Source organism: Bradyrhizobium sp. AUGA SZCCT0169 (assembly GCF_018130085.1).
GTDB lineage: Bacteria > Pseudomonadota > Alphaproteobacteria > Rhizobiales > Xanthobacteraceae > Bradyrhizobium.
This window is the reverse complement of sequence record NZ_JAFCMC010000052.1, coordinates 24,519-44,191: the sequence shown is the minus strand read 5'-3', so window position 1 is coordinate 44,191 and position 19,673 is coordinate 24,519. Positions and strand designations below refer to the sequence as shown.

Here is a 19,673-nt window from a genome sequence, read left to right as displayed (position 1 = left end):
AGCGTAAACAAGCGTCCACCGCAACCCGCCCAACGTCCGTGACGACGGCCGACGCCCTTCTGAGTAGGACGGGATGGCCAAAGATATGCACCTGATTTACCTTCTGGTAAACAGAAATATTTTTCATTTCGGGACTTGACACAACTTCCGCAAATCAGAAGTGGTTTGCCCGTCGGGTTGTTTTGTCGCACTTGCGGAACTGCCGGCGATCGCCAACCGCGGATTGGCCGCTTGGCGCCAGAAACGCGCTTTCAGCCGGCCTGGGCTACCGAGTGCAACTCGTCGACGAGCACGCGCATGTTCTCGCTGTAGTCGACGGGCGCCACGACGAGATGCACGCCGCCTTCGCTGAAAGCTCCCTCCAGCATCGTCGAGAGCTCCGAGACCTTGCCGACGCGCGCGCCCTTGGCGCCGTATGATTTGGCATAGGCGACGAAATCAGGGTTGCCGAACTCGAGGCCGAAGTCGGGAAATTTGTCGACTTCCTGTTTCCAGCGGATCATGCCGTAGGCGCGATCCTCCAGTATCAGCACGACGAGGTTCAGCTTGAGCCGCACCGCCGTTTCCAGCTCCTGCGAATTCATCATGAAGCCGCCGTCGCCGCAGACCGCCAGCACGCGCCGCTTGGGATAAAGCAGCGCCGCCGCGATCGCCGAAGGCAGCCCCGCCCCCATGGTCGCCAGTGCGTTGTCGAGCAGCAGCGTGTTGGCGACGCTGGTGCGATAGTTGCGCGCGAACCAGATCTTGTACATGCCGTTGTCGAGGGCAACGATGCCGTCCGGCGGAATGACGGCGCGGACGTCGTGCACGATGCGCTGCGGCGTCAGCGGAAACCGGTCCTCGGTCGAACGCTCGGCGAGATGGGCCAGAATCCCATCGCGCAAACTTAGCAATGCCTGACCATTGGGGAGCTTGCCTTCGAGGCGATCGGCGAGCGCGGCAAGGCCCGCGCCGACGTCGCCGACGATCTCGGCCTGCGGGAAGTAGACCTGCTCCACCGTCGCCGGCGTGACGCCGACATGGATCACCTGCGGACCGTCATGACCCATCAGGAACGGAGGCTTCTCGACGGTGTCATGGCCGATCGAAATGATCAGGTCGGCCTGGTCGATGGCCTCGTGCACCCAATCGCGTTCCGACAACGCGGCCGTGCCCATATAGAGGTTGGAGCCGGCATTGACGGCGCCCTTGCCCATCTGGGTGTTGAAGAACGGAATCTTGCACCGCCGCACGAACGCCGACAGCGGCTCGGCAAGTTGCGGGCGGCTTGCCGCGGCGCCCAGCATCACGAGCGGCTTTTTGGCGGCCATGATCATGGCGGCGGCGCGATCGATGGCTGCCGCTGGCGCCACCGGCAGCTCGACGGTGTGCGGGGGAATCATATCGGCTGTGGCTTCATCGGCCGCGATGTCCTCGGGCAGTTCGAGATGCACCGGGCCCGGTCGTTCCTGCTGCGCCACGCGGAAGGCATCGCGAACCAGGGTCGGAATACTCTGCGCTGACACGATCTGGGTCGCCATCTTGGTCAGCGGCCGCATGGTCGCGACGATGTCGACGATCTGGAAGCGCGCCTGACGGCTGCTCCGGATCGCCTTTTGTCCTGTCAGCATCACCATCGGCATCGCGCCGAGATGGGCGCAGGCCGCAGATGTCGTCAGGTTGAGCGCGCCGGGACCGAGCGTCGTCAGGCAGACGCCCGCCCGTCCGGTGAGCCGCCCATAGGTGGCCGCCATGAAGCCGGCGGCCTGCTCGTGCCGCGTCAGCACGAGCTTGATCTTCGAGCGCCGCAGCGAGTCCAGCACGTCGAGATTCTCCTCGCCGGGAATGGCGAAGATGTATTCGACGCCCTCGTTTTCGAGGGCCGCGACCAGGAGATCGGAGGCTTTGGTCACGCGGCTCCCCTCACCCCTGGCTCCGCTTTCTCCGCCCGGTGCGGCAGCGTCCAGTCCGGCCGGATGAAGTGGCAGGTGTACCCGTCAGGATATTTCTCCAGATAATCCTGATGCTCGGGCTCCGCCTCCCAGAACGGACCGACGGGCGCCACCTCGGTGACGACCTTGCCCGGCCAAAGACCTGAGGCATCGACGTCGGCGATGGTGTCTTCTGCGACCCGCTTCTGCTCATCATTGGTATAGAAGATGGCCGACCGGTAGCTCGGGCCCAGATCGTTGCCCTGGCGATTCAGGGTTGACGGATCGTGAATCTGGAAGAAGAACTCCAGCAGCTTGCGATAGCTGATCACTTTCGGATCGAAGATGATCTCGATGCCTTCGGCGTGATTGCCGTGGTTGCGATAGGTCGCGTTCGGCACCTCGCCGCCGGTGTAGCCCACCCGCGTCGAAATCACGCCGGGGTAGCGGCGGATCAAATCCTGCATGCCCCAGAAGCAGCCACCGGCAAGGACTGCGCGTTCCGTCGAAACCGTCATGTCGGTCCTCCCTTCGGTTCCCCGCAAGCCATCAAGCGCGCATAATGCGGCCGAACGATGCCAAATTGCAAACAGCAACGAGCGGCTGCCTTGCGCCGGAAGCGGCCGTTCGAGCCAGGTCAGCTTTTGAACCGAAGGAGACGTCGGTCAGACTTACCAAGCGGGCTCATTCTCATCGCAGGCTTTGCTGGCCATGCCCGGGGGCGATCCACGCCGTGACGACAATATGCGCCGCGCCGCCTCCCCCTTGCGCGCTTTGGATGGAGTACGTGATGTTCCGGCGTTGCCGTTTCTTAGCCCTCATCCTGGCTCTGGCGTTCCTGCCCCTGCTCCCGCCGCCGGCCCGCGCGGCGGACAAGGCGTGGGAGGATTGCGGTCAAATCGCCGACCAGGAACGCAAGATCGCCGGATGCACGCAAGTGTTGGCGCGCGGCGCGGCAGAGAGCGAGACGAGCCGCGCCAACGCCTATGTCAATCGCGGCTATGCCTACGGCACTGTTGATAACGACCGCTCCATCAAGGATTACGACGAGGCGATCCGCCTCGATCCGAAATTGGAACGTGCCTATAACGCCCGCGGCCGTTCGTACTTCTTGAAGGGCGATTACGACCGCGCCATCAAGGACCTGGACGAGGCGATCCGCCTCAATCCGAAATATGCGCTTGCTTATACCGGTCGCGGCAAGGCCTACCACGGCAAGGGCGACAACGACCGTGCCATCAGGGATCACGACGAGGCGATCCGCCTCGATCCGAAATTGGCGGATGCCTATAGCAATCGCGGCAATGCCTACTCCGGCAAGGGCGACCACGACCGCGCCATCAGGGATCACGACGAGGCGATCCGTCTCGATCCGAATTTTGCGGAGGCCTATTTCAATCGCGGGCTTGCCTACACCAGCAAGCGCGATCACGACCGCGCCATCAAGGATTACAGCGAGGCGATCCGCCTCAATCCGAAAGATGCGAGCGCCCATTTGCATCGTGGCGGCGCCTACTTCTTCAAAGGCGACTACGACCGCGCCATCAAGGAGTACGACGAGGCGATCCGCCTCGATCCGAAATATGCGCTAGCCTATGAGATCCGCGGGCGGGCCTATGAAAGCAAGAGAGACCCTGCCCGGGCCAGGAAGGATTTCGACGAGGCGGCACGGCTGCGGCCGAGAGGGCAAACGGCGCTGATACCAAAGAATGCCGACGACTATAACGATCGCGGACACGCCTATTCCGAGAAGGGCGATCACGACCGCGCCATCAGGGATTTCGACGAAGCCATCCGCCTCGACCCGAAATTTGTGGTTGCCTACTTCAATCGCGGCAATGCCCACAAGGACAAGGGCGATAACGACCGCGCCATCAAGGATTACAGCGAGGCGATCCGCATCGACCCGAAATATGCGGCTGCTTATTTCAATCGCGGGTCTGTCAACTCCTACAAGGGCGATTACGACCCCGCCATCAAGGACTTCGACGAGGCGATCAGTCTCGATCCGAAGGATGCGAAGGCCTATTACAACCGCGGCGTCGTCTACTCCAACAAGCGCGATAACGACCGCGCCATCAAGGATTTCGACGAGGCCATCCGCCTCGATCCGAAATATGTGATTGCCTTTTACAATCGCGGCAATATCCACCGGGAGAAGGGCGACAACGACCGCGCCATCGCTGACTACAGCGAGGCGATCCGCCACGATCCGACATATGTGGCTGCCTATTTCAATCGCGCCGCTGTTTTCGTCGCCAAGGGCGATTCTGAACGCGCCATCAAGGAGTACGACGAGGCGATCCGCCTCAGGCCGAAGGATGCGGCGGCCTATGCCAATCGCGGCAGCGTCTACGCCAGCAAGAGCGACAACGACCGCGCCATCAAGGATTTCAGCGAGGCGATCCGCCTCGATCCGAAAAATATGCGGGCATATAGCGGTCGCGGCGATGCCTGGCGCCGCAGAAACGATTTCGATCGCGCCGCCAGGGATTACGGCAAGGTGATCGAACTGGCCGGCAAGCCGGAGAAGGCGCACTGGACCTGGTGGCTTTATCGCGGCGTGAGCTTTGAGCGCCTCGGCAAATGGCCGCAGGCGGAGGCGGATTTTCTCAAGGCGATGGAGCTCGACCCCGATCAACCCGACGTGCTCAATCAACTCGGCTATAACTGGGTCGATCGGAATCTCAAGCTCAGGGAGGGCCTGGCGCTGCTCGAGAAGGCCGTCAAGCTCAGGCCGGATGACGGCAACATGCTCGACAGTCTCGGCTGGGCGCACTACCGCCTCGGCGACTACCCGGAGGCGCTCAAGGTCCTGGAGCGCGCGGCCACTCTTGAGCTCGACAACAGCGAGATAAGAGACCATCTCGGCGATGTGCAGTGGCGGACGGGACGCCAGGACGAGGCGCGCAAATCCTGGGAGCAGGCGTTGTCGCTCAAGCCCGATCCAGCCGACGCGAAGAGGATCAGGGGCAAGATCGCCCGTGGGCTGGAAAAATGAGGCGCCTGGCGGCGCAAGAATCGAAACGTGCCTTGCGCCTGCACTGCTTTGAAGCAGAGCCATCGCAAAATCTAAAAAGATACATAAAACGGAGCGAAATCCAGAACGGTTCGCAACCTATTTAAATTGAGTGTTCCTCAACTTCGCGGGCAGATGATCGAGATGGGGCGCATCAGGAGCCGATCATGCCGACCAAAGCTCGAGCAACCGCAGCCACCGGACCCGCGCAAGCGCGCGAAGATATCATCAGCGCGCAAGCCCTCAGTACCCTGAGCGCGGGCGCGGTAAGTGCGATGAGCGCCGTTGGGGCCGCAGTCCTCAAGAGGCATAAGCAAGCGATGGCCAAAAAGCCGGAATGGTTTTGGCACATCTTCGCGAAGTGCGAGGCAAAGGCCGCGCGCATCGCCGAGCAGGCCGCCCGCGCCCCCCAGGCGTGCGGCGATGCGGCATTCATCGAATCCTATGCCAGGAGCCTGCCGAAGCTGATGGCGGCCGCGCTAAAAGCTCACGAGAAAGCTCTTAGAGACTGAGCCTGAGGCATCAGAGGCTGAGCCCGAGGGCATCGCCTGGAGCAGCCTACGGAGACCGGCCTCTCTTTGTGGGTTCGACGAGCAAGCTGCGAAGTTCGTCGATCCGTCGCGCAAGATCTATCGCATTTTCCTTCAACACGTTCATCGCATGGCCGCGGTGACCTTCATCTTCCAGTTCTGCGATCCGGTCGTTGAAGGCGTTCAGTTCTTCTTCCAATTTCTGAATTCCATGTTGAACCGGAAATTGCCGGGCAGGATATTTATCGACGGTTGGTCGCTTCGCTGGACCCGCACCCTGCAAGCCTCGCCGGCGCTGTGTTGACATGGCTCCTCCGAATCGCGAGCACGTGGCGACTTCAATCTAGCGTGTTTTTCGCCGGAAGCAGCACCATGTTGTTTGCTGCGGTGCATGGTCTGCTTGGGCATCATGGATTACCTCGCCCGGATGGCACATCGTCTCAGGCACGTTGTCATGCCTTGAACCGGCTGGACGGGACCCGCATACTCAATCCTGGGGTGCCGTTTTCCAGAGCACCCGCTCTTGGGAGGAACAGGGATGAAAGCATTCACTTTGGGTGCGGCGATCACGCTTGCGTTTTCCGCCGCCGCCTATGCGCAGGCGCCAAGCTGGACCGTTCCGGCGGAAAGCCAGCGTTGCCCATCGAAATGGGGCGCGGCCGACGAGCGCGGTTCGGCCAATCACCAGAAACCCGCAGCCGTGATGAACGCCGCGAAGCTGATCAAGAGCGGCGAGGTCATCGAGCTCGCGCACGTGCTCGGTCCCAGCATGGCGTTCTTCGGGACACGGCGCTTCGACGTGCACACCAAGCGCACCTTCATGAACCAGTTCTCCAACATGCGCGGCTCGAACGAAGAGATCATCATCACCGAACTCGGCCAGGTCGGCACGCAGTTCGACGGTTTTGCGCACCAGACCCATCTCAACAGCTGGTACAATTGCCAGAAGGTCGACGAGAATGTCGATCGCACCGGCTTCAAGAAGTTCGGCATCCATAATGTCGGCACGTTGTTCACGCGCGGCGTCCTGATCGACGTCGCGGGATTCAAGGGCGTCGAGATGCTGGGTGACAATTACGAAATCACCGTGGAGGATCTCGAGGGCGCGCTGAAGAAGCAGAACCTGACGCTGCAGCCTGGCGACGCGGTGGTCATCCACACCGGCTGGGGCAAGCTCTACGGCAAGGACAATCCGCGCTACGTGAAATCCTGCCCGGGCATCGGCGTGCCGGCCGCGCTCTGGCTTGCTGCGAAAGACCCGATGCTGCTCGGCGCCGACAACTGGCCGGTCGAGGTCGCGCCCAACCCCGACAAGCAATTGTCGCTGCCGGTGCACCAGCTCGCGCTCGTGGTGAACGGCATCCACCTGCTGGAGAACATGAAACTCGACGAACTCGCGCAAAAGGGCGTCGGGGAATTCGCCTTCGTGATGCAGCCGCTCAAGATTCAGGGCGGCTCGGGCTCGACAGTGTCGCCGGTCGCGGTGAGATAACGGCGGCTGTTCGAAGAACCCGGGGCTTCGACGATCGGAAGCCGCGATCACGCCCGGGCGCCGTGGATGTCCGCTCTGGAAGCAGAGCGGACGTCGCGCGACCATCCATAAATGGAAGTTTTCAATCTGGAGCAATTCTAGTAACCACCCATCGCGTTGCGAAGGTGCCTGCGTTAGAGCGAAGCCTCAAAAAAATCGTACCGGCCAAGCCGGCAGGCTTCAGGATACATCGCAGCGTGATACCAAAAGAGTTCCACTCGCCTTTCGCCACCCGACTTCAACTGACACGGATGATCTGCCTCGGGGCAGTCAGCGGATTTGCCCTCGCCCTGCCGACGGGCGCCGCGCTGGCGCAGTCGTCACTGCCGCCAATCACAGTGGAATCGCCGCAGCAGCGGGCGCGCCCGGCCGCGGCCCAACCGTCCCGCCGCGCGGCAACCGCGCGTGGCGCGCGCGCCAATCGCGCCGCCCGCGCGCCGCAAGCGGCGCCGGCTGCGATCCCATCGGGTCCCGGCGCCGGCGAGCGCGCCAATGGTCCGGTGCAGGGCTTCGTCGCGACCCGCTCCGCCACCGCGACCAAGACCGACACGCCGCTCATCGAAACCCCGCAATCCATTTCCGTCGTCACCACCGACCAGGTCAGAAACCAGGGCGCGGTGTCGATCGGCGAGGCGTTGCGCTACACAGCCGGCGTCAGCGGCGATGTCAACGGCGGCTCCGACACGCGCTTCGGCGGCCTGCAGATTCGCGGCTTCGACATGACCATGCCGGGCCTCTACATCGACGGTCTGCGGGTGCCGTCCAGCAATTACGTGCATTTCAACGGTCTCGATCCATACGGCGCCGAGCGGCTGGAGGTCCTCAAGGGGCCGTCGTCGGCGATGTATGGCGGTAGCGGCACCGGCGGTATCCTCAACTACGTGACCAAGCTGCCGACCGCGCAGCAGTTCGGCGAAGCCTCGATCTCGGGCGGCAGCTTCAACCGCTATCAGGGCCAGTTCGACATGGGCGGACCCGCCAACAAGGAAGGCACCGTGCTGTGGCGGCTGACCGGCGTCGTTCGCGATGGCGAGACCCAGGTCGACTTCACCAAGGACAACCGCGTCTTCATCGCGCCGGCAGTCACCTTCAAGCCGAACGAGGACACGACCATCACCTTCCTGGCCAACTATCAGAGGGACCGGGCCGGATGGGGACTGCAGTTCCTGCCGGCCTCGGGCACGGTGTGGCCCAATAACGGCCGCACCATTCCGGTCTCGTTTTTCGCAGGCGTACCCAGCTTCGACGCCTTCAACACCGAGATTGCGACCGCCGGCTACCAGCTCTCGCACGACTTCAACGACGCCGTCACCTTCCGGCAGAATCTGCGCTACGCCTACCAGCACAACGAAGAAAAAGTGTTCTATGGCGGCGGCTACACCAACGAGGCCGCAGGTCTGCTCGCGCGCTACGGCAGCACGAGCAACTCGTACATCAATTCCTTCGCGGTCGACAATCAACTGCAGGGCAAGTTCACCACCGGCTTCCTCAGCCACACCACGCTGGTTGGCATAGACTACCGCAACACCTCGTTCCGCGACACCGCCTATGGCGTGACGACCTCGGCCCCCGAGATCAACGTGTTCTCCCCGGTCTACAGCTACGACTGGACCATCGGGGCCATGAGCGACAACACCGGCATCAAGCAATCGCAGGTCGGGCTCTACGCGCAGGACCAGATCAGGCTCGGCCGGCTCTCGTTCCAGCTCGGCGGCCGCCAGGATTTCGTCACCACGAAGGTCGACAGCGGTCTGTTCAACACCTCGGCCACGACCGACGCCTCGGCGTTCACCGGCCGCGCAGCCGTCATGTACAATTTCGACAACGGCATCGCGCCATATATCAGCTATTCGGAATCTTTCCTGCCGGTGCTGGCGACCAACGCGGCGGGCCAGTTGCTCAACCCCGAGACCGGCGTTCAGTATGAGGTCGGCGTAAAATACCAGCCGGTCGGCCTGAACGCCCTGTTCACGTTCGCGGCGTTCGACCTGACGCGCTCCAACGTCGTTACATACCCGCCACCGCTCTATACCGCTGAACAGACCGGCCAGGTAAAGTCGCGCGGCATCGAGCTCGAAGGCACGGTATCGCTGGCCGATGGCTGGAACCTGCGCGCCGCCTACGCCTATGTCGACGCCGTGATCACGCAGGACCCGGTCAATGTCGGCAAGGCGCCCCCCACGGTGCCGCTCAACCGCACCTCGCTGTGGAGCGACTACACGCTGCGGAGCGGGCCGCTTGCCGGGGTCCAGTTCGGCGGCGGCGTCCGCTATGTCGGCGCGACCTGGGGCAATGACGCCAACACCTTCAAGGTCGAAGCAGCCACCGTGCTGGATGCGCTGCTCGCCTATAACAAGGACAATTGGCGCCTGTCGCTGAACGTCACCAATCTCGCCGACACGCGCTATGTCGCCGCCTGCTACAGCCTGTCGGGATGCTTCTACGCGGAGGGGCGCAAGGCGATCGGCAAGGTGACCTATCGATGGTGAGGCAACCTCTACACGGGCGAACGCCATGAGAGCGATCTTCGGGCGACTGCATCGCTGGGCCGGCCTTCTCACCGCCGGCTTTCTGTTTTTCTCGGGCATTACCGGCGCGATCATCTCGTGGGATCACGAGATCGACGACGCGCTCAACAAGCATCTGTTCGACGTGACCAGCAGCGGTCCGGCGATACCCTCCGTCGATCTCGTCAAGCTGATCGAGCAGCGCGATCCCCGCGCGCGCGTCATCCACATGTTCATGACGCCGGAAAAGGACCACTCGCTGTGGTTCTTCGTGCTGCCGCGGATCGATCCCGCCACCGGCACGCGATTCAGCCTCGATTACAATCAGATCTTCCTCGATCCCAACACCGGCGCGGAGCTCGGGCGGCGCTACTGGGGCGCGGTGTGGCCGGTGACGCGCGAGAACTTCGTCTCGTTCCTCTACAAGCTGCACTACACCATGCACATTCCGGAGTTCTGGGGCAGCGACCGCTGGGGCATGCGCGTGCTCGGCGTCATCGCCATCATCTGGACCATCGATTGCTTCGTCGGTTTCTATCTGACGCTGCCGTCGCGTCGCCGCGCCCGGGTGGGCCGCGCCCCTGCCGTCGAGCGCGAGCTCGGCCGCGGCTTCTGGGCGCGCTGGGCGCCGGCCTGGAAGGTCAAGACCTCGGGCAGCGCTTACCGGATCAATTTCGACCTCCACCGCGCCTTCAGCCTGTGGACCTGGGCGCTGCTGTTCGTGATCGCCTTCACGGCGTTCTCGCTCAACCTGTATTTCGAGGTGTTCTCGCCGTTGATGAAGACGGTGTCGGACTACACCCCGACGCCCTATGAGCAGCGTCCTTACCGGCATCTCGACGATCCTATCGAACCCAGGGTCAGCTTTGCCGACATCGCCGCGCGGGCGGCCGCCGACGGCAAGAGCCGCGGATGGACCACGCCGGTCGGCTCGATCAATTATGGCCCGGCGCACGGCGTATATGCCGCGGCCTTCTTCCATCCCGGCGACGATCATGGCACCGGCGGCGTCGGCCCGGCGCAGCTTTATTACGACAGCGAGGACGGACGGCCGATCGGCGCGCGACTGCCGTGGGTCGGCACCGCCGCCGACATCTTCGTGCAGGCGCAATTCCCGCTGCATTCCGGCCGTATCGTCGGGCTGCCCGGCCGCATCCTGATCTCGATCATGGGGCTGGTGGTTGCGGCGCTGTCGGTGACCGGCGTCGTGATCTGGTGGCGCAAGCGCCGTGCCCGCGTCCGGGTGCGCCAGACCGCAACATCACGCCCTGGCGGACAGCTCGCACCCGCGGAATAGCGCGGCTACCCGAGCTCAAAGGTCGTGACGCCGAACACCCGGTCCAGCCGCAACGGCGGAATCGCGCCGGTATACATTCGCGCCGTCTCGAACACCGGCGTGAGCCCCAGATCCTGCGCCAACGCGACGGCGTCGCGGTTGATGGCGGGCACGTCGAGGAAGACCTCGCCGCCGCCCATATCGGCCAGCAAAGCCGACAGAATCGCCTCGGCCGTGGCGCGGTCGTCGGCGACCAGCGGGCCGATCTTGTGGCCCTGCCGGCATGGACGGATCACGCCCCATCCGGCAAGCGCGCCATCGCGCAGCAGCGCGCGGCCGCTATGCCCGGGCGAACTGATCCAGGCGCGCAGGAACGCGGGGCGCGGCGCCGGAAACACGGTCGCATCGTAGGCCTCCACGGCCGCCATCGGGATTTCGGCGAGCGCGACCATACCCGCCTGTCGCACAGGAGGGGCAGCGACGGTGCCGCCGTAACGGACATTGGCATAGGCCAGTTCGAAGCCGGACCGCCGATAGTTTTGCTGCTGCGCCACCACGCCGTCGAGCCCGATCACGCGCGATCCCGCATGCGCGATGGCCGCGTTCCATATCCGCAGACCGTAGCCGCGGCCGCGCAGATCCGCACGCACGATATAGAAACCGAGGAAGGAAAAATGATCGCTGTAATTGACGCAGGAGACGGTCGCGGCCGGCGCGCCATCGAGCTCGCCGATGAGGAAGCCCTGGGGATCGACGGTTGCGAAGCACGCGTCGTCGGCAATGCCCGGGTTCCAGCCTTCGGCCGCCGCCCAATCGACGGCTATCGAGATTTCGTCGGGCTGCATCGGCCGGATGCGCAAATCATTCATGGCGGGCGATCGCTCGGATGGATAGTCAACCGATATCACAAATTATCATGCGAAAACGCGATGTCCGCAATAACAGGCAGATGATCTGAGCAACTCCTCGCCTTGTCATCGGTCCAAGCGTTCACGATCGTCCCGCTCGGCGTGGCGTAGATGCGGTCGAGACGCAGGATGGGAAGCCGGGACGGAAACGTCCGCAGGCGGGTTCGAACCGGACACCGCGCCGCCAGCGCCCGGCGCACCGACTTGAACCAGAACCAGTCGTTGAAGTCGCCGAGGACGATGGTCCGGGGCGCATTCACCAGCGCGGCGAGCGCCTGCGCCTGCGCATAGCGCTCGTGCATCGAGAGGCCAAGATGGGTCGCCACCACAGTCACTTCGCCAATCGGCGTAAGGATGCGCGCAGAGATCGCCCGGCGCGGTTCCCTCTCCTGATAGGAGACGTCCGTCACTGTGGGTTCGCAGGCGAAGGGCCATTGGCTCAGCAGGGTCTGGCCATAGTGACCGTCCTGCGCGACGATCGAGCGGGCCTCCACACGGTGCTCGCCGACGGCGTCCGCCAGCCGTCCGAAAACATCGTCGGAACGTCCGCGCGAGTCGACCTCCTGCAGCGCGACGACGTCAGGCGACCATCTCTCGATGACCGAACAGACGCCTTCAAGGTCGAAATCGGGATTGAGATTGAACGTGCCGTGCACGTTCCATGTCATGACGCGCAGCGTACCCGTCACGTGCGCCGACCGCTCAGCCAGGTCACCAGGAACTGGACCGCGAGACAAACCGCGATCCACAGCACGATGGTCAGGCCGAGCGGCACGATGTTCGACCATGAGGCATTCCTGGCGAAGTCCGCGATCTGCGCGCCCAGCGCGGCCATCATAATGATGCCCGGCGCCATTCCAAGCAGGGTTCCGATCAGAAAGTCGCTCAATCGGAGCTGGCTCGCGCCGGCCAGAAGGTTGACCAGCGTAAATGGAGCGATCGGGACCATCCGGATCATCGCCACCGCGACAACACCCCGGCCGGCGACGCGTTTCTGTACGCGCAAGGCGCGGGCACCGAGCACCGCCTGAAGGCGTTTGTGACCCATGAGACGGCCAATCATGAACAACAGCAGTGAGCTCAAGAGGACCCCGACGGTGGCGCTGAGGGCACCGATCCAGGGCCCCAGCGCCGCCGCCGTCGCGGCAATCAGGACGATCACCGGAAATACCACCAGCCCGCCCAGCACAAACAGCGCAACCGCATACAGCGGTGCGAATGCCGACTGCGCGTGCTGCGAAATCAGCGAGGCTACGTATCCGAGATCGGTGTAGCTGCTCAGCGGCGTATAGCGCCAGGCAAGGGCCAGCCCCGCCAGCGCGACCGCAGTGCCGGCCGCCGCCATCACGGTACGCCCGTTCCACATCCGCCGTGCGGTGCGCTGAAGGTTGAGCGGATGCCTGGGATCCGCGATCGGCTGCACGATGCCGATCAGCGCCGGCGCATGTTCAAAATCGATCGGCACCAGCGCCCTGCCCGCGCCACTCGCCGCATGGCGTTCGATAAATCCGAACAGGTCGTCCTCGTTATCAGCGATCACAGCTTCTTCAAGCCCGCAAAAGTGCCCGATCAACCGGCGCCGCAGGCGGCGGATGAAATCGCGGTGACGTTCGGACGTCGCCTCGAACGCCAGGTCGCATTCGGTATCCGCCCCCATCGAGCGGTTGTTGATGTTGGCGGAGCCGACGCGGAGAAAGCCGTCGTCGACGATCATGACCTTGCTGTGCACCATCACCGCCGCGGATGAGTTCTCATCGGCGACCGACGGATAGAGGATACGAAGACGATCGGTGACGCCGGCGGCAACGAACGGATCGAGAAAGCCTCCGCGGCCGCCTTGCATCGCCTGGGATTCGAACCAAGACGAATGTCCCTTCGGAGTCACGATGAGAACACGCAGCGCGGGAACGTCCACCATCCGCCGCGCCAGCGAACGCGCGATCTCGTTCGCGCTGGTGAACTGGTTCTCGATATAGATGAAGCGGTTCGCCGCGTTGATCGAGGCCTCGAACAACCGGGCGACCTCATCTATTTCCTCGCAGGTCTCGGTTTTCGGTTCGGTTCTCGCGATGCCGGCCGTAATCGCCCGCGCCTGCGCCGGTACGGATGCCGGCCAATGGTCGCCTGCGACGGGCAGCAAAGGTTCGCTGGTGCAGCCGGCCGCCGTCCACCTCGCCACTGCGATTTCGCCGAGCGCGGCAGCCGCCGATCCCTCGACCATGCACTGGACATCGTGGAATGGCGGGTAAGGCTTGCCGTCGGGATCGCGGCGCAACGGATGATCGAGACAGTGCTCGCTGGTGTCCCACCTGCGGATCGTGAGGTCGAGGCCGCCGACGAAGGCGATCGCATTGTCGACCACGACGATCTTCTGATGCTGGGCGGAGCCCAGCGGCAGACAGGCATCCAGGCAGAAGCAAAGCCGGCCGTCACATCCGGAAGTGAATTTTTTGGCGGAATTCCATTCGCGCTCCGAGGCATATAGCGCCGCGAAGTCCCAGGTCAGGATGTTGATGCGCAGCGCCGGCTTGCTCTGCAGCAAGGCCTTCAGGAAGGCGCCGAGCCTGACCGGCAAGCCATCTTCGGCCCGGCCTGACGGCCCCACCAGGTCGGTCTCGCTGTGCATGTCCCAGCCGACGATATAGACCTGCCGCTCCGCACGGAGCAGCACGTCCCGCAGGGCCGCGAAATATTCGGCCGCGTCGTTCAGCACCGCCACCCGGCTTGCTTCGCCCTTTTTCCAGATGGTCTGGCCAGGGACGAGAATCGATGCACGTTGAAGCAGTTGTCACCTCTGCGGAACGAGTACATATCCCATTCAAACGCCCGGGAACTGGCTGAGTTCCTTTGCTCGCCGTGGCGAGGGATCATTGCGAACAAAGCGAGAATCAGTGACCGTTGATTCGCTCCTGGGGACGAACCATTCGTGTCAATTGCCGCTGCCTATCTCGACAATCTCAATCCGGAACAGCGCCGTGCGGTCGAGCATGGCGCGATCGGACCGGGCCCCTTCGCGCCCTTGCTGGTGATTGCCGGAGCCGGATCCGGCAAGACCAACACGCTTGCGCATCGCGTGGCCCATCTGATCGTCGGCGGCGCCGACCCCCGCCGCATTCTTCTGATGACGTTTTCACGCCGCGCCGCGTCCGAAATGACCAGGCGCGTTGAACGGATCGCGCGGAAGGTGATGGGTGACAACGCCGGCATCATGACCGATGCCCTGGCCTGGGCGGGCACCTTCCACGGCATCGGCGCGCGTCTGCTTCGTGAATACTCCGATCAGATCGGCCTCAACCCCGCCTTCACGATCCACGACCGCGAAGACTCCGCCGACCTCATGAATCTGGTCCGGCATGATCTCGGCTTCTCCAAGACCGAAAACCGTTTCCCGACCAAGGGTACGTGTCTTGCGATCTACTCGCGATGCGTCAACGCCGAAGCGCCGATCGAGCAGGTTTTGGGGGCATCGTTCCCCTGGTGCGCAGGGTGGGCCGCCGAACTGAAAGAGCTGTTCGCCGGCTATGTCGAGGCCAAGCAGCGCCAGAACGTGCTGGATTATGACGATCTCCTGCTCTACTGGGCGCAGACCATGAACGAGCCTGAAATCGCCGACGATATCGGCGGCCGCTTCGACCACGTCCTGGTCGACGAATATCAGGACACCAACCGTCTGCAGTCGTCCATTCTGTTGGCACTCAAGCCCGGCGGCCACGGCCTCACGGTCGTCGGCGACGATGCGCAGGCGATCTATTCATTCCGCGCTGCGACCGTGCGCAACATCCTCGACTTCCCCACGCAATTCTCGCCACCGGCCAGCATCATCACGCTTGACCGCAACTATCGGTCGACACAGGCCATTCTGGCCGCAGCCAACGGCGTCATCGATCTGGCACGCGAGCGCTTCACCAAGAATCTATGGACCGACCGGAGTTCGGGCACGAGACCTCAACTCGTCACGGTGCGCGACGAAGCCGACCAGGCGCGTTGCATCGTGGAACGCGTCCTGGAGAACCGGGAGTCCGGCGCGCGGCTGAAGGAGCAAGCCGTCCTGTTCCGGACATCCAGCCATAGCGGTCCGCTGGAAGTCGAGTTGACCCGGCGCAACATCCCGTTCGTCAAATTTGGCGGTTTGAAATTCCTCGACGCCGCCCACGTCAAGGACATGCTGGCGTTGCTGCGCTTTGTCGAGAACCCGCGCGACCGTGTGGCCGGCTTCCGCCTGATGCACCTGATCCCGGGCGTCGGCCCCGCCTCGGCGCAGCGCGTGCTTGATCACATGGCTGGCGATCCCGATCCGATTGCATCCCTTGCGCAGGCGCCGATCCCGCCGCGCGCCGGCGAGGACTGGAAAACATTCACTTCCGCCATTGCGGACCTGCGTCATTCAAACTGGCCGGCCGATCTCGAACGCGCCCGTTCGTGGTACGAGCCGCACCTCGACCGCATTCACGAGGATGCCGAAACCCGCCGCGCCGACCTCGTCCAGCTTGAACAAATCGCGAGCGGATATGCGTCCCGTGAACGCTTCCTCACCGAACTGACGCTCGATCCGCCAGACGCCACCAGCGACCAGGCCGGCGTTCCCCTGCTCGACGAGGACTATTTGATCCTGTCGACGATCCACTCCGCCAAGGGCCAGGAGTGGAAATCGGTGTACGTGCTCAATGTGGTCGACGGCTGCATGCCCTCCGACCTCGGTACCGGAACGACGGCTGAGATCGAAGAAGAACGACGGCTGCTTTACGTCGCCATGACCCGGGCCAAGGACGATCTGCATCTTGTCGTCCCGCAGCGTTTCTTCACGCACGGGCAGCACGCGAAGGGCGACCGCCACGTCTATGCGTCGAGAACCCGTTTCATTCCCGATCGCCTGCTCGCCCTGTTCGACAAGACGATTTGGCCGCTCGCGGTGGCGGGAGGCGATCGGCCCGCGAGCAATGGTCCGCGCATTGATGTCGGTGCACGCATGCGCGGGATGTGGCGCTAGTCCGCTGGGCATCTGCCGATGAGATGAGCAGTTCGCGGAGCTGCGCTGGTTCCAATTGTCTTATGTTTGCAACAGGTGCGGCGAAAATTTCCGGCGACACAATCGCGCCGCACGAAAATCCAAATTGAAAACGCAACTGGTCCGCGATCGACGCAAATCAGGGGACAACTGAATGCGACATGAACGAAATCGGATGAATGGCGATGGGGAACCGGGTGGCTACAATTTCTTCTTTCAGATAGCGAATGACGGTGAACGTCGGGCCTGTTGCGTCAAGGTCGACGCGCCAAGCATGCAGGAAGCGTCGGTTCTGTTCCGCGAGAAATGGCCCGTCATCGAATCGATGGCGCGCGACGGCATCAAAGACGGAGTGATCGAGGACGGCGTGATTACGCTCGTGATGCCGTAACCAGAAGCGTCAGATCGTAGGGTGGGTTAGGCGAAGCCGTAACCCACCCTGAACGTGGCAACAAAAGAGGTGGGTTACGCTTTCCGCCTTCGCTCTTCGAGCTACGGCGGACAAGTCGCTAACCCACCATACGAAGCAACGCTACAGCACCTTCCGCTTCGCCAGATTTCGCATCAATTCGCCGATGCCAAAGGTCCAGGGCTCGCATTCGTCGCTGGTGCGCATGCGGTTGACAAGCTTGCCTAGCTGGGGCGCGGAGATCGTGACGATGTCGTCGCGCTTGTGGGTAAAGCCCTCGCCCGGTGCATCGCGGTCTTTCACGGGTGCGAACATCGTGCCGAGGAACAGCGCAAAACCATCAGGGTATTGATGCACGGGCCCGATGGTTTGCGCGACAAGGTCGGTGGGGTCGCGGCTGATCTTGCTGATCGAGGAATGGCCGTCGAGGACAAAACCGTCCTGTCCCTTCACGGTCAGCCCGACATCCATTTTTCTGACGTCATCGAGCGAAAAACCGTTGTCGAACAGCCGCAGCAGCGGGCCGACCGCGCAGGAGGCGTTGTTGTCCTTGGCCTTCGACAACAGCAGCGCCGAGCGCCCTTCGAAGTCGCGCAGATTGACGTCGTTGCCGAGCATCGCGCCGACGATCGTGCCGCGGCTCGACACCACAAGCACGACTTCCGGCTCCGGATTGTTCCAGGTCGATTTCGGATGCAGGCCGGCGTCCATGCCGGTGCCGACGGAAGACATCGTCGGCGCCTTGGTGAACACTTCGGCGTCGGGACCGATGCCGACTTCCAGGTACTGGCTCCAGGCGTTCTGCTCGATCAGCACCGCCTTCAGCTTCATCGCTTCGCCTGAGCCGGGCTTGAGTTTTGAAAGGTCGTCGCCAACCAGCCGAACCACTTCCTTGCGGATTGCGTCCGCCGAGGCCGGATTTCCGCGCGCCCGCTCCTCGATCACGCGCTCCAGCATCGAGATCGCGAACGTGACGCCCGCGGCTTTCAGGACCTGCAGGTCAAGCGGCGCCAGCAGCCAGGGCTTTGCCCGGTCACGCCGATCGGGCGGCGTGTTGGCGACGATGCTTTCGAGGTCACCGATCCGCGTCCCCGCGGTGCCGCGCAGCGCCTCCGCGGGGTTGGCCTCGTCGCACAGCGCACTGACGGTGGAGAACCGTGCACTGACGTCGAAGACGCCGTCGTTGCGGACGGCGACCACGGCCGGGCCTGCGAGATCGGGCATCCAGACCCGCCCCACCAGCGTGCCATCAGCGCCGTCTTCCGGCAGGACGTCTCTTGCGGTCAGTGTGATCATTTCCTGGCTCCCTCTATCTATTCGTCGTCCCGGCGAACGCCGGGACCCATAATCCCGGTCATCTGTTGTTGAAAAAGTCGTCGCCCAGTCTGCTCAACAATTTCCGCTGCGGCGTATGGGTCCCCCGATGTGCAATTGCACATCTGAGCTCAAGGCCGGGACGACGGAAACTACCGCCACGGCTCCACGATGATCTTGGTGTGCCGCTCCGGATTGGCCAAATCTGCGAACGCCTGCGCGACGCCGTCGATGCCGACGCTTGCGGTCACCAGCGAGGCCGCATCGACCTCGCCTTCCGCGATCAGGCGCAGGGAATAGGCGAATTCATCGGGTGTGTAGCCGAGCACATATTGGACGTTGAGCTCCTTGAGGATGCCGAGCATCGGCTCGGAGCGGTCGGTCTCCATGCAGACGCCGACCACGACGATGCGCGCATCGCGCGGCGCGCCTTCGAACACCTGCTGGATCACGCCGGGGATGCCGACGCATTCGAAGATCAGCGCGGGCTTCAGCGCCGGCAACAGGGCCTGCAGCGGCGGCCGCGCGGCCTTCTCCTCCGGCGACATCGCGGCGTGTTCGGCCCAGGTCGTATAAGGCTGCGTGCGCGCAGGGTCGACGACGATATCGGCGCCGAGTTTTTCAGCGAGCGCCCGGCGCGCCGGCGAATAATCCGCCGCTACGATCGGGTGCAATCCCCTGATCTTGAGGGCGGCGATCACGGCAAGCCCGACCGGGCCGCAGCCGATCACCAGCGGCACTTCGCCGCCTTTGATATTGGCTTTCGCAACCGCGTGAACGCCGACCGCCAGCGGCTCGGTCAGCGCCGCATGCTCGGCCGCCAAGCCGTTCGGGACTTCGAGCAGCAGCGCTTCGCTGAGCAGCATGCGCTCGGCATAGGCGCCGACATTGTCGTTGGAATAGCCAATGCCCTGCGGGCCTTCCGCGGTCAGCAGCGCCGGCAGCGAACATACCCTGGTGCCGGCCTTGAGCTTTCGCGTGGTGCCCGGGCCGTAGTCGAGAATTTCGCAGCAGAATTCGTGGCCGAACACGACGTCACGCGAAAGGTCCATCGGCTTGCGGCCGGGAAAATGTTTTGCAAGTTCGACCATGCGGTGGGCGTGCTTGCGCGCGTGCAGGTCGGAGCCGCAAATGCCGCAGGCCAGTGATTTGACCAGCACCATGCCCGGGCCCGGCTTGGGCTCCGGCATCTGGTCGACGACGATCTCACCGTTCCGGAAGATTGCAGCCCGCATCGGCGTTCTCTCCTGTTATTCGTTATCTT

At 63.4% G+C, this 19,673-nt stretch carries 15 protein-coding genes; 7 read left to right on the top strand and 8 right to left on the bottom strand.

Going from position 1 to position 19,673, the window contains the following annotated elements; genetic code table 11:
* Positions 1-251: 251 nt before the first annotated feature.
* Both JQ609_RS32990 and msrA read right to left on the bottom strand, forming a co-directional pair.
* Positions 252-1,892 (bottom strand): acetolactate synthase large subunit, encoded by a 1,641-nt coding sequence (locus tag JQ609_RS32990; protein ID WP_212276785.1) that lies wholly within the window; start codon positions 1,890-1,892, stop codon positions 252-254.
* Positions 1,889-2,428 carry a peptide-methionine (S)-S-oxide reductase MsrA gene (gene msrA, locus JQ609_RS32985; protein WP_212215241.1) on the bottom strand — a complete coding sequence of 180 codons (540 nt, stop codon included), beginning with the start codon at positions 2,426-2,428 and terminating at the stop codon, positions 1,889-1,891. The genes JQ609_RS32990 and msrA overlap by 4 nt, the downstream gene beginning before the upstream one ends.
* A 272-nt stretch (positions 2,429-2,700) precedes the next feature.
* On the opposite strand from msrA, the gene JQ609_RS32980 reads away from it, so the two are divergent.
* Together JQ609_RS32980 and JQ609_RS32975 are read left to right on the top strand one after the other, a co-directional pair.
* On the top strand, positions 2,701-4,911 hold the full coding sequence (locus JQ609_RS32980) for a tetratricopeptide repeat protein (protein ID WP_212276784.1): 2,211 nt from the start codon (positions 2,701-2,703) through the stop codon (positions 4,909-4,911).
* A 185-nt stretch (positions 4,912-5,096) separates the two neighbouring features.
* Entirely contained in the window at positions 5,097-5,441 is a 345-nt protein-coding gene (locus tag JQ609_RS32975) for a hypothetical protein (protein WP_212276783.1), read from the top strand.
* A gap of 46 nt (positions 5,442-5,487) precedes the next feature.
* On the opposite strand, the gene JQ609_RS32970 is transcribed toward JQ609_RS32975, so the two are convergent.
* Complete coding sequence (locus JQ609_RS32970; RefSeq protein ID WP_212276782.1) at positions 5,488-5,766, bottom strand: hypothetical protein; 279 nt, start codon at positions 5,764-5,766, stop codon at positions 5,488-5,490.
* 231 nt (positions 5,767-5,997) lie between these two features.
* Between JQ609_RS32970 and JQ609_RS32965 the strand changes: the two genes are divergently transcribed.
* The 3 genes from JQ609_RS32965 (at position 5,998) to fsrB (ending at position 10,794) form a co-directional block, all read left to right on the top strand.
* Positions 5,998-6,951, top strand: a complete 954-nt coding sequence (locus JQ609_RS32965) for a cyclase family protein (RefSeq protein WP_212208431.1) — start codon at positions 5,998-6,000, stop codon at positions 6,949-6,951.
* 539 nt (positions 6,952-7,490) lie between these two features.
* Positions 7,491-9,479 carry a TonB-dependent siderophore receptor gene (locus JQ609_RS32960; protein ID WP_212276786.1) on the top strand — a complete coding sequence of 663 codons (1,989 nt, stop codon included), beginning with the start codon at positions 7,491-7,493 and terminating at the stop codon, positions 9,477-9,479.
* A 25-nt stretch (positions 9,480-9,504) separates the two neighbouring features.
* Complete coding sequence (gene fsrB, locus JQ609_RS32955) at positions 9,505-10,794, top strand: siderophore utilization protein FsrB (protein ID WP_212276781.1); 1,290 nt, start codon at positions 9,505-9,507, stop codon at positions 10,792-10,794.
* Positions 10,795-10,799: 5 nt separating this feature from the next.
* On the opposite strand, the gene JQ609_RS32950 is transcribed toward fsrB, so the two are convergent.
* The 3 genes from JQ609_RS32950 to JQ609_RS32940 are packed head-to-tail and all read right to left on the bottom strand — an operon-like array spanning position 10,800 to position 14,400.
* Positions 10,800-11,642 (bottom strand): GNAT family N-acetyltransferase, encoded by an 843-nt coding sequence (locus tag JQ609_RS32950; RefSeq protein ID WP_212276780.1) that lies wholly within the window; start codon positions 11,640-11,642, stop codon positions 10,800-10,802.
* A gap of 35 nt (positions 11,643-11,677) precedes the next feature.
* Positions 11,678-12,370: an endonuclease/exonuclease/phosphatase family protein gene (locus JQ609_RS32945; protein WP_312014595.1), complete on the bottom strand. Its 693-nt coding sequence runs from the start codon at positions 12,368-12,370 to the stop codon at positions 11,678-11,680.
* Positions 12,367-14,400: a VTT domain-containing protein gene (locus JQ609_RS32940; protein ID WP_212276779.1), complete on the bottom strand. Its 2,034-nt coding sequence runs from the start codon at positions 14,398-14,400 to the stop codon at positions 12,367-12,369. Before JQ609_RS32940 ends, JQ609_RS32945 begins: the two co-directional genes overlap by 4 nt.
* 207 nt (positions 14,401-14,607) lie before the next feature.
* On the opposite strand from JQ609_RS32940, the gene JQ609_RS32935 reads away from it, so the two are divergent.
* Both JQ609_RS32935 and JQ609_RS32930 read left to right on the top strand, forming a co-directional pair.
* Positions 14,608-16,668, top strand: coding sequence for an ATP-dependent helicase (locus JQ609_RS32935; RefSeq protein WP_212276778.1), 2,061 nt, complete (start codon positions 14,608-14,610; stop codon positions 16,666-16,668).
* A 193-nt stretch (positions 16,669-16,861) separates the two neighbouring features.
* The gene (locus JQ609_RS32930) at positions 16,862-17,077 is read left to right on the top strand and encodes a hypothetical protein (RefSeq protein ID WP_212208437.1); all 216 of its coding nucleotides are present in this window, start codon (positions 16,862-16,864) and stop codon (positions 17,075-17,077) included.
* Positions 17,078-17,218: 141 nt separating this feature from the next.
* On the opposite strand, the gene JQ609_RS32925 is transcribed toward JQ609_RS32930, so the two are convergent.
* Both JQ609_RS32925 and JQ609_RS32920 read right to left on the bottom strand, forming a co-directional pair.
* Entirely contained in the window at positions 17,219-18,391 is a 1,173-nt protein-coding gene (locus JQ609_RS32925) for a fumarylacetoacetate hydrolase family protein (protein WP_212276777.1), read from the bottom strand.
* 170 nt (positions 18,392-18,561) lie between these two features.
* Entirely contained in the window at positions 18,562-19,644 is a 1,083-nt protein-coding gene (locus JQ609_RS32920; RefSeq protein WP_212276776.1) for a zinc-binding dehydrogenase, read from the bottom strand.
* Positions 19,645-19,673 lie beyond the last annotated feature (29 nt).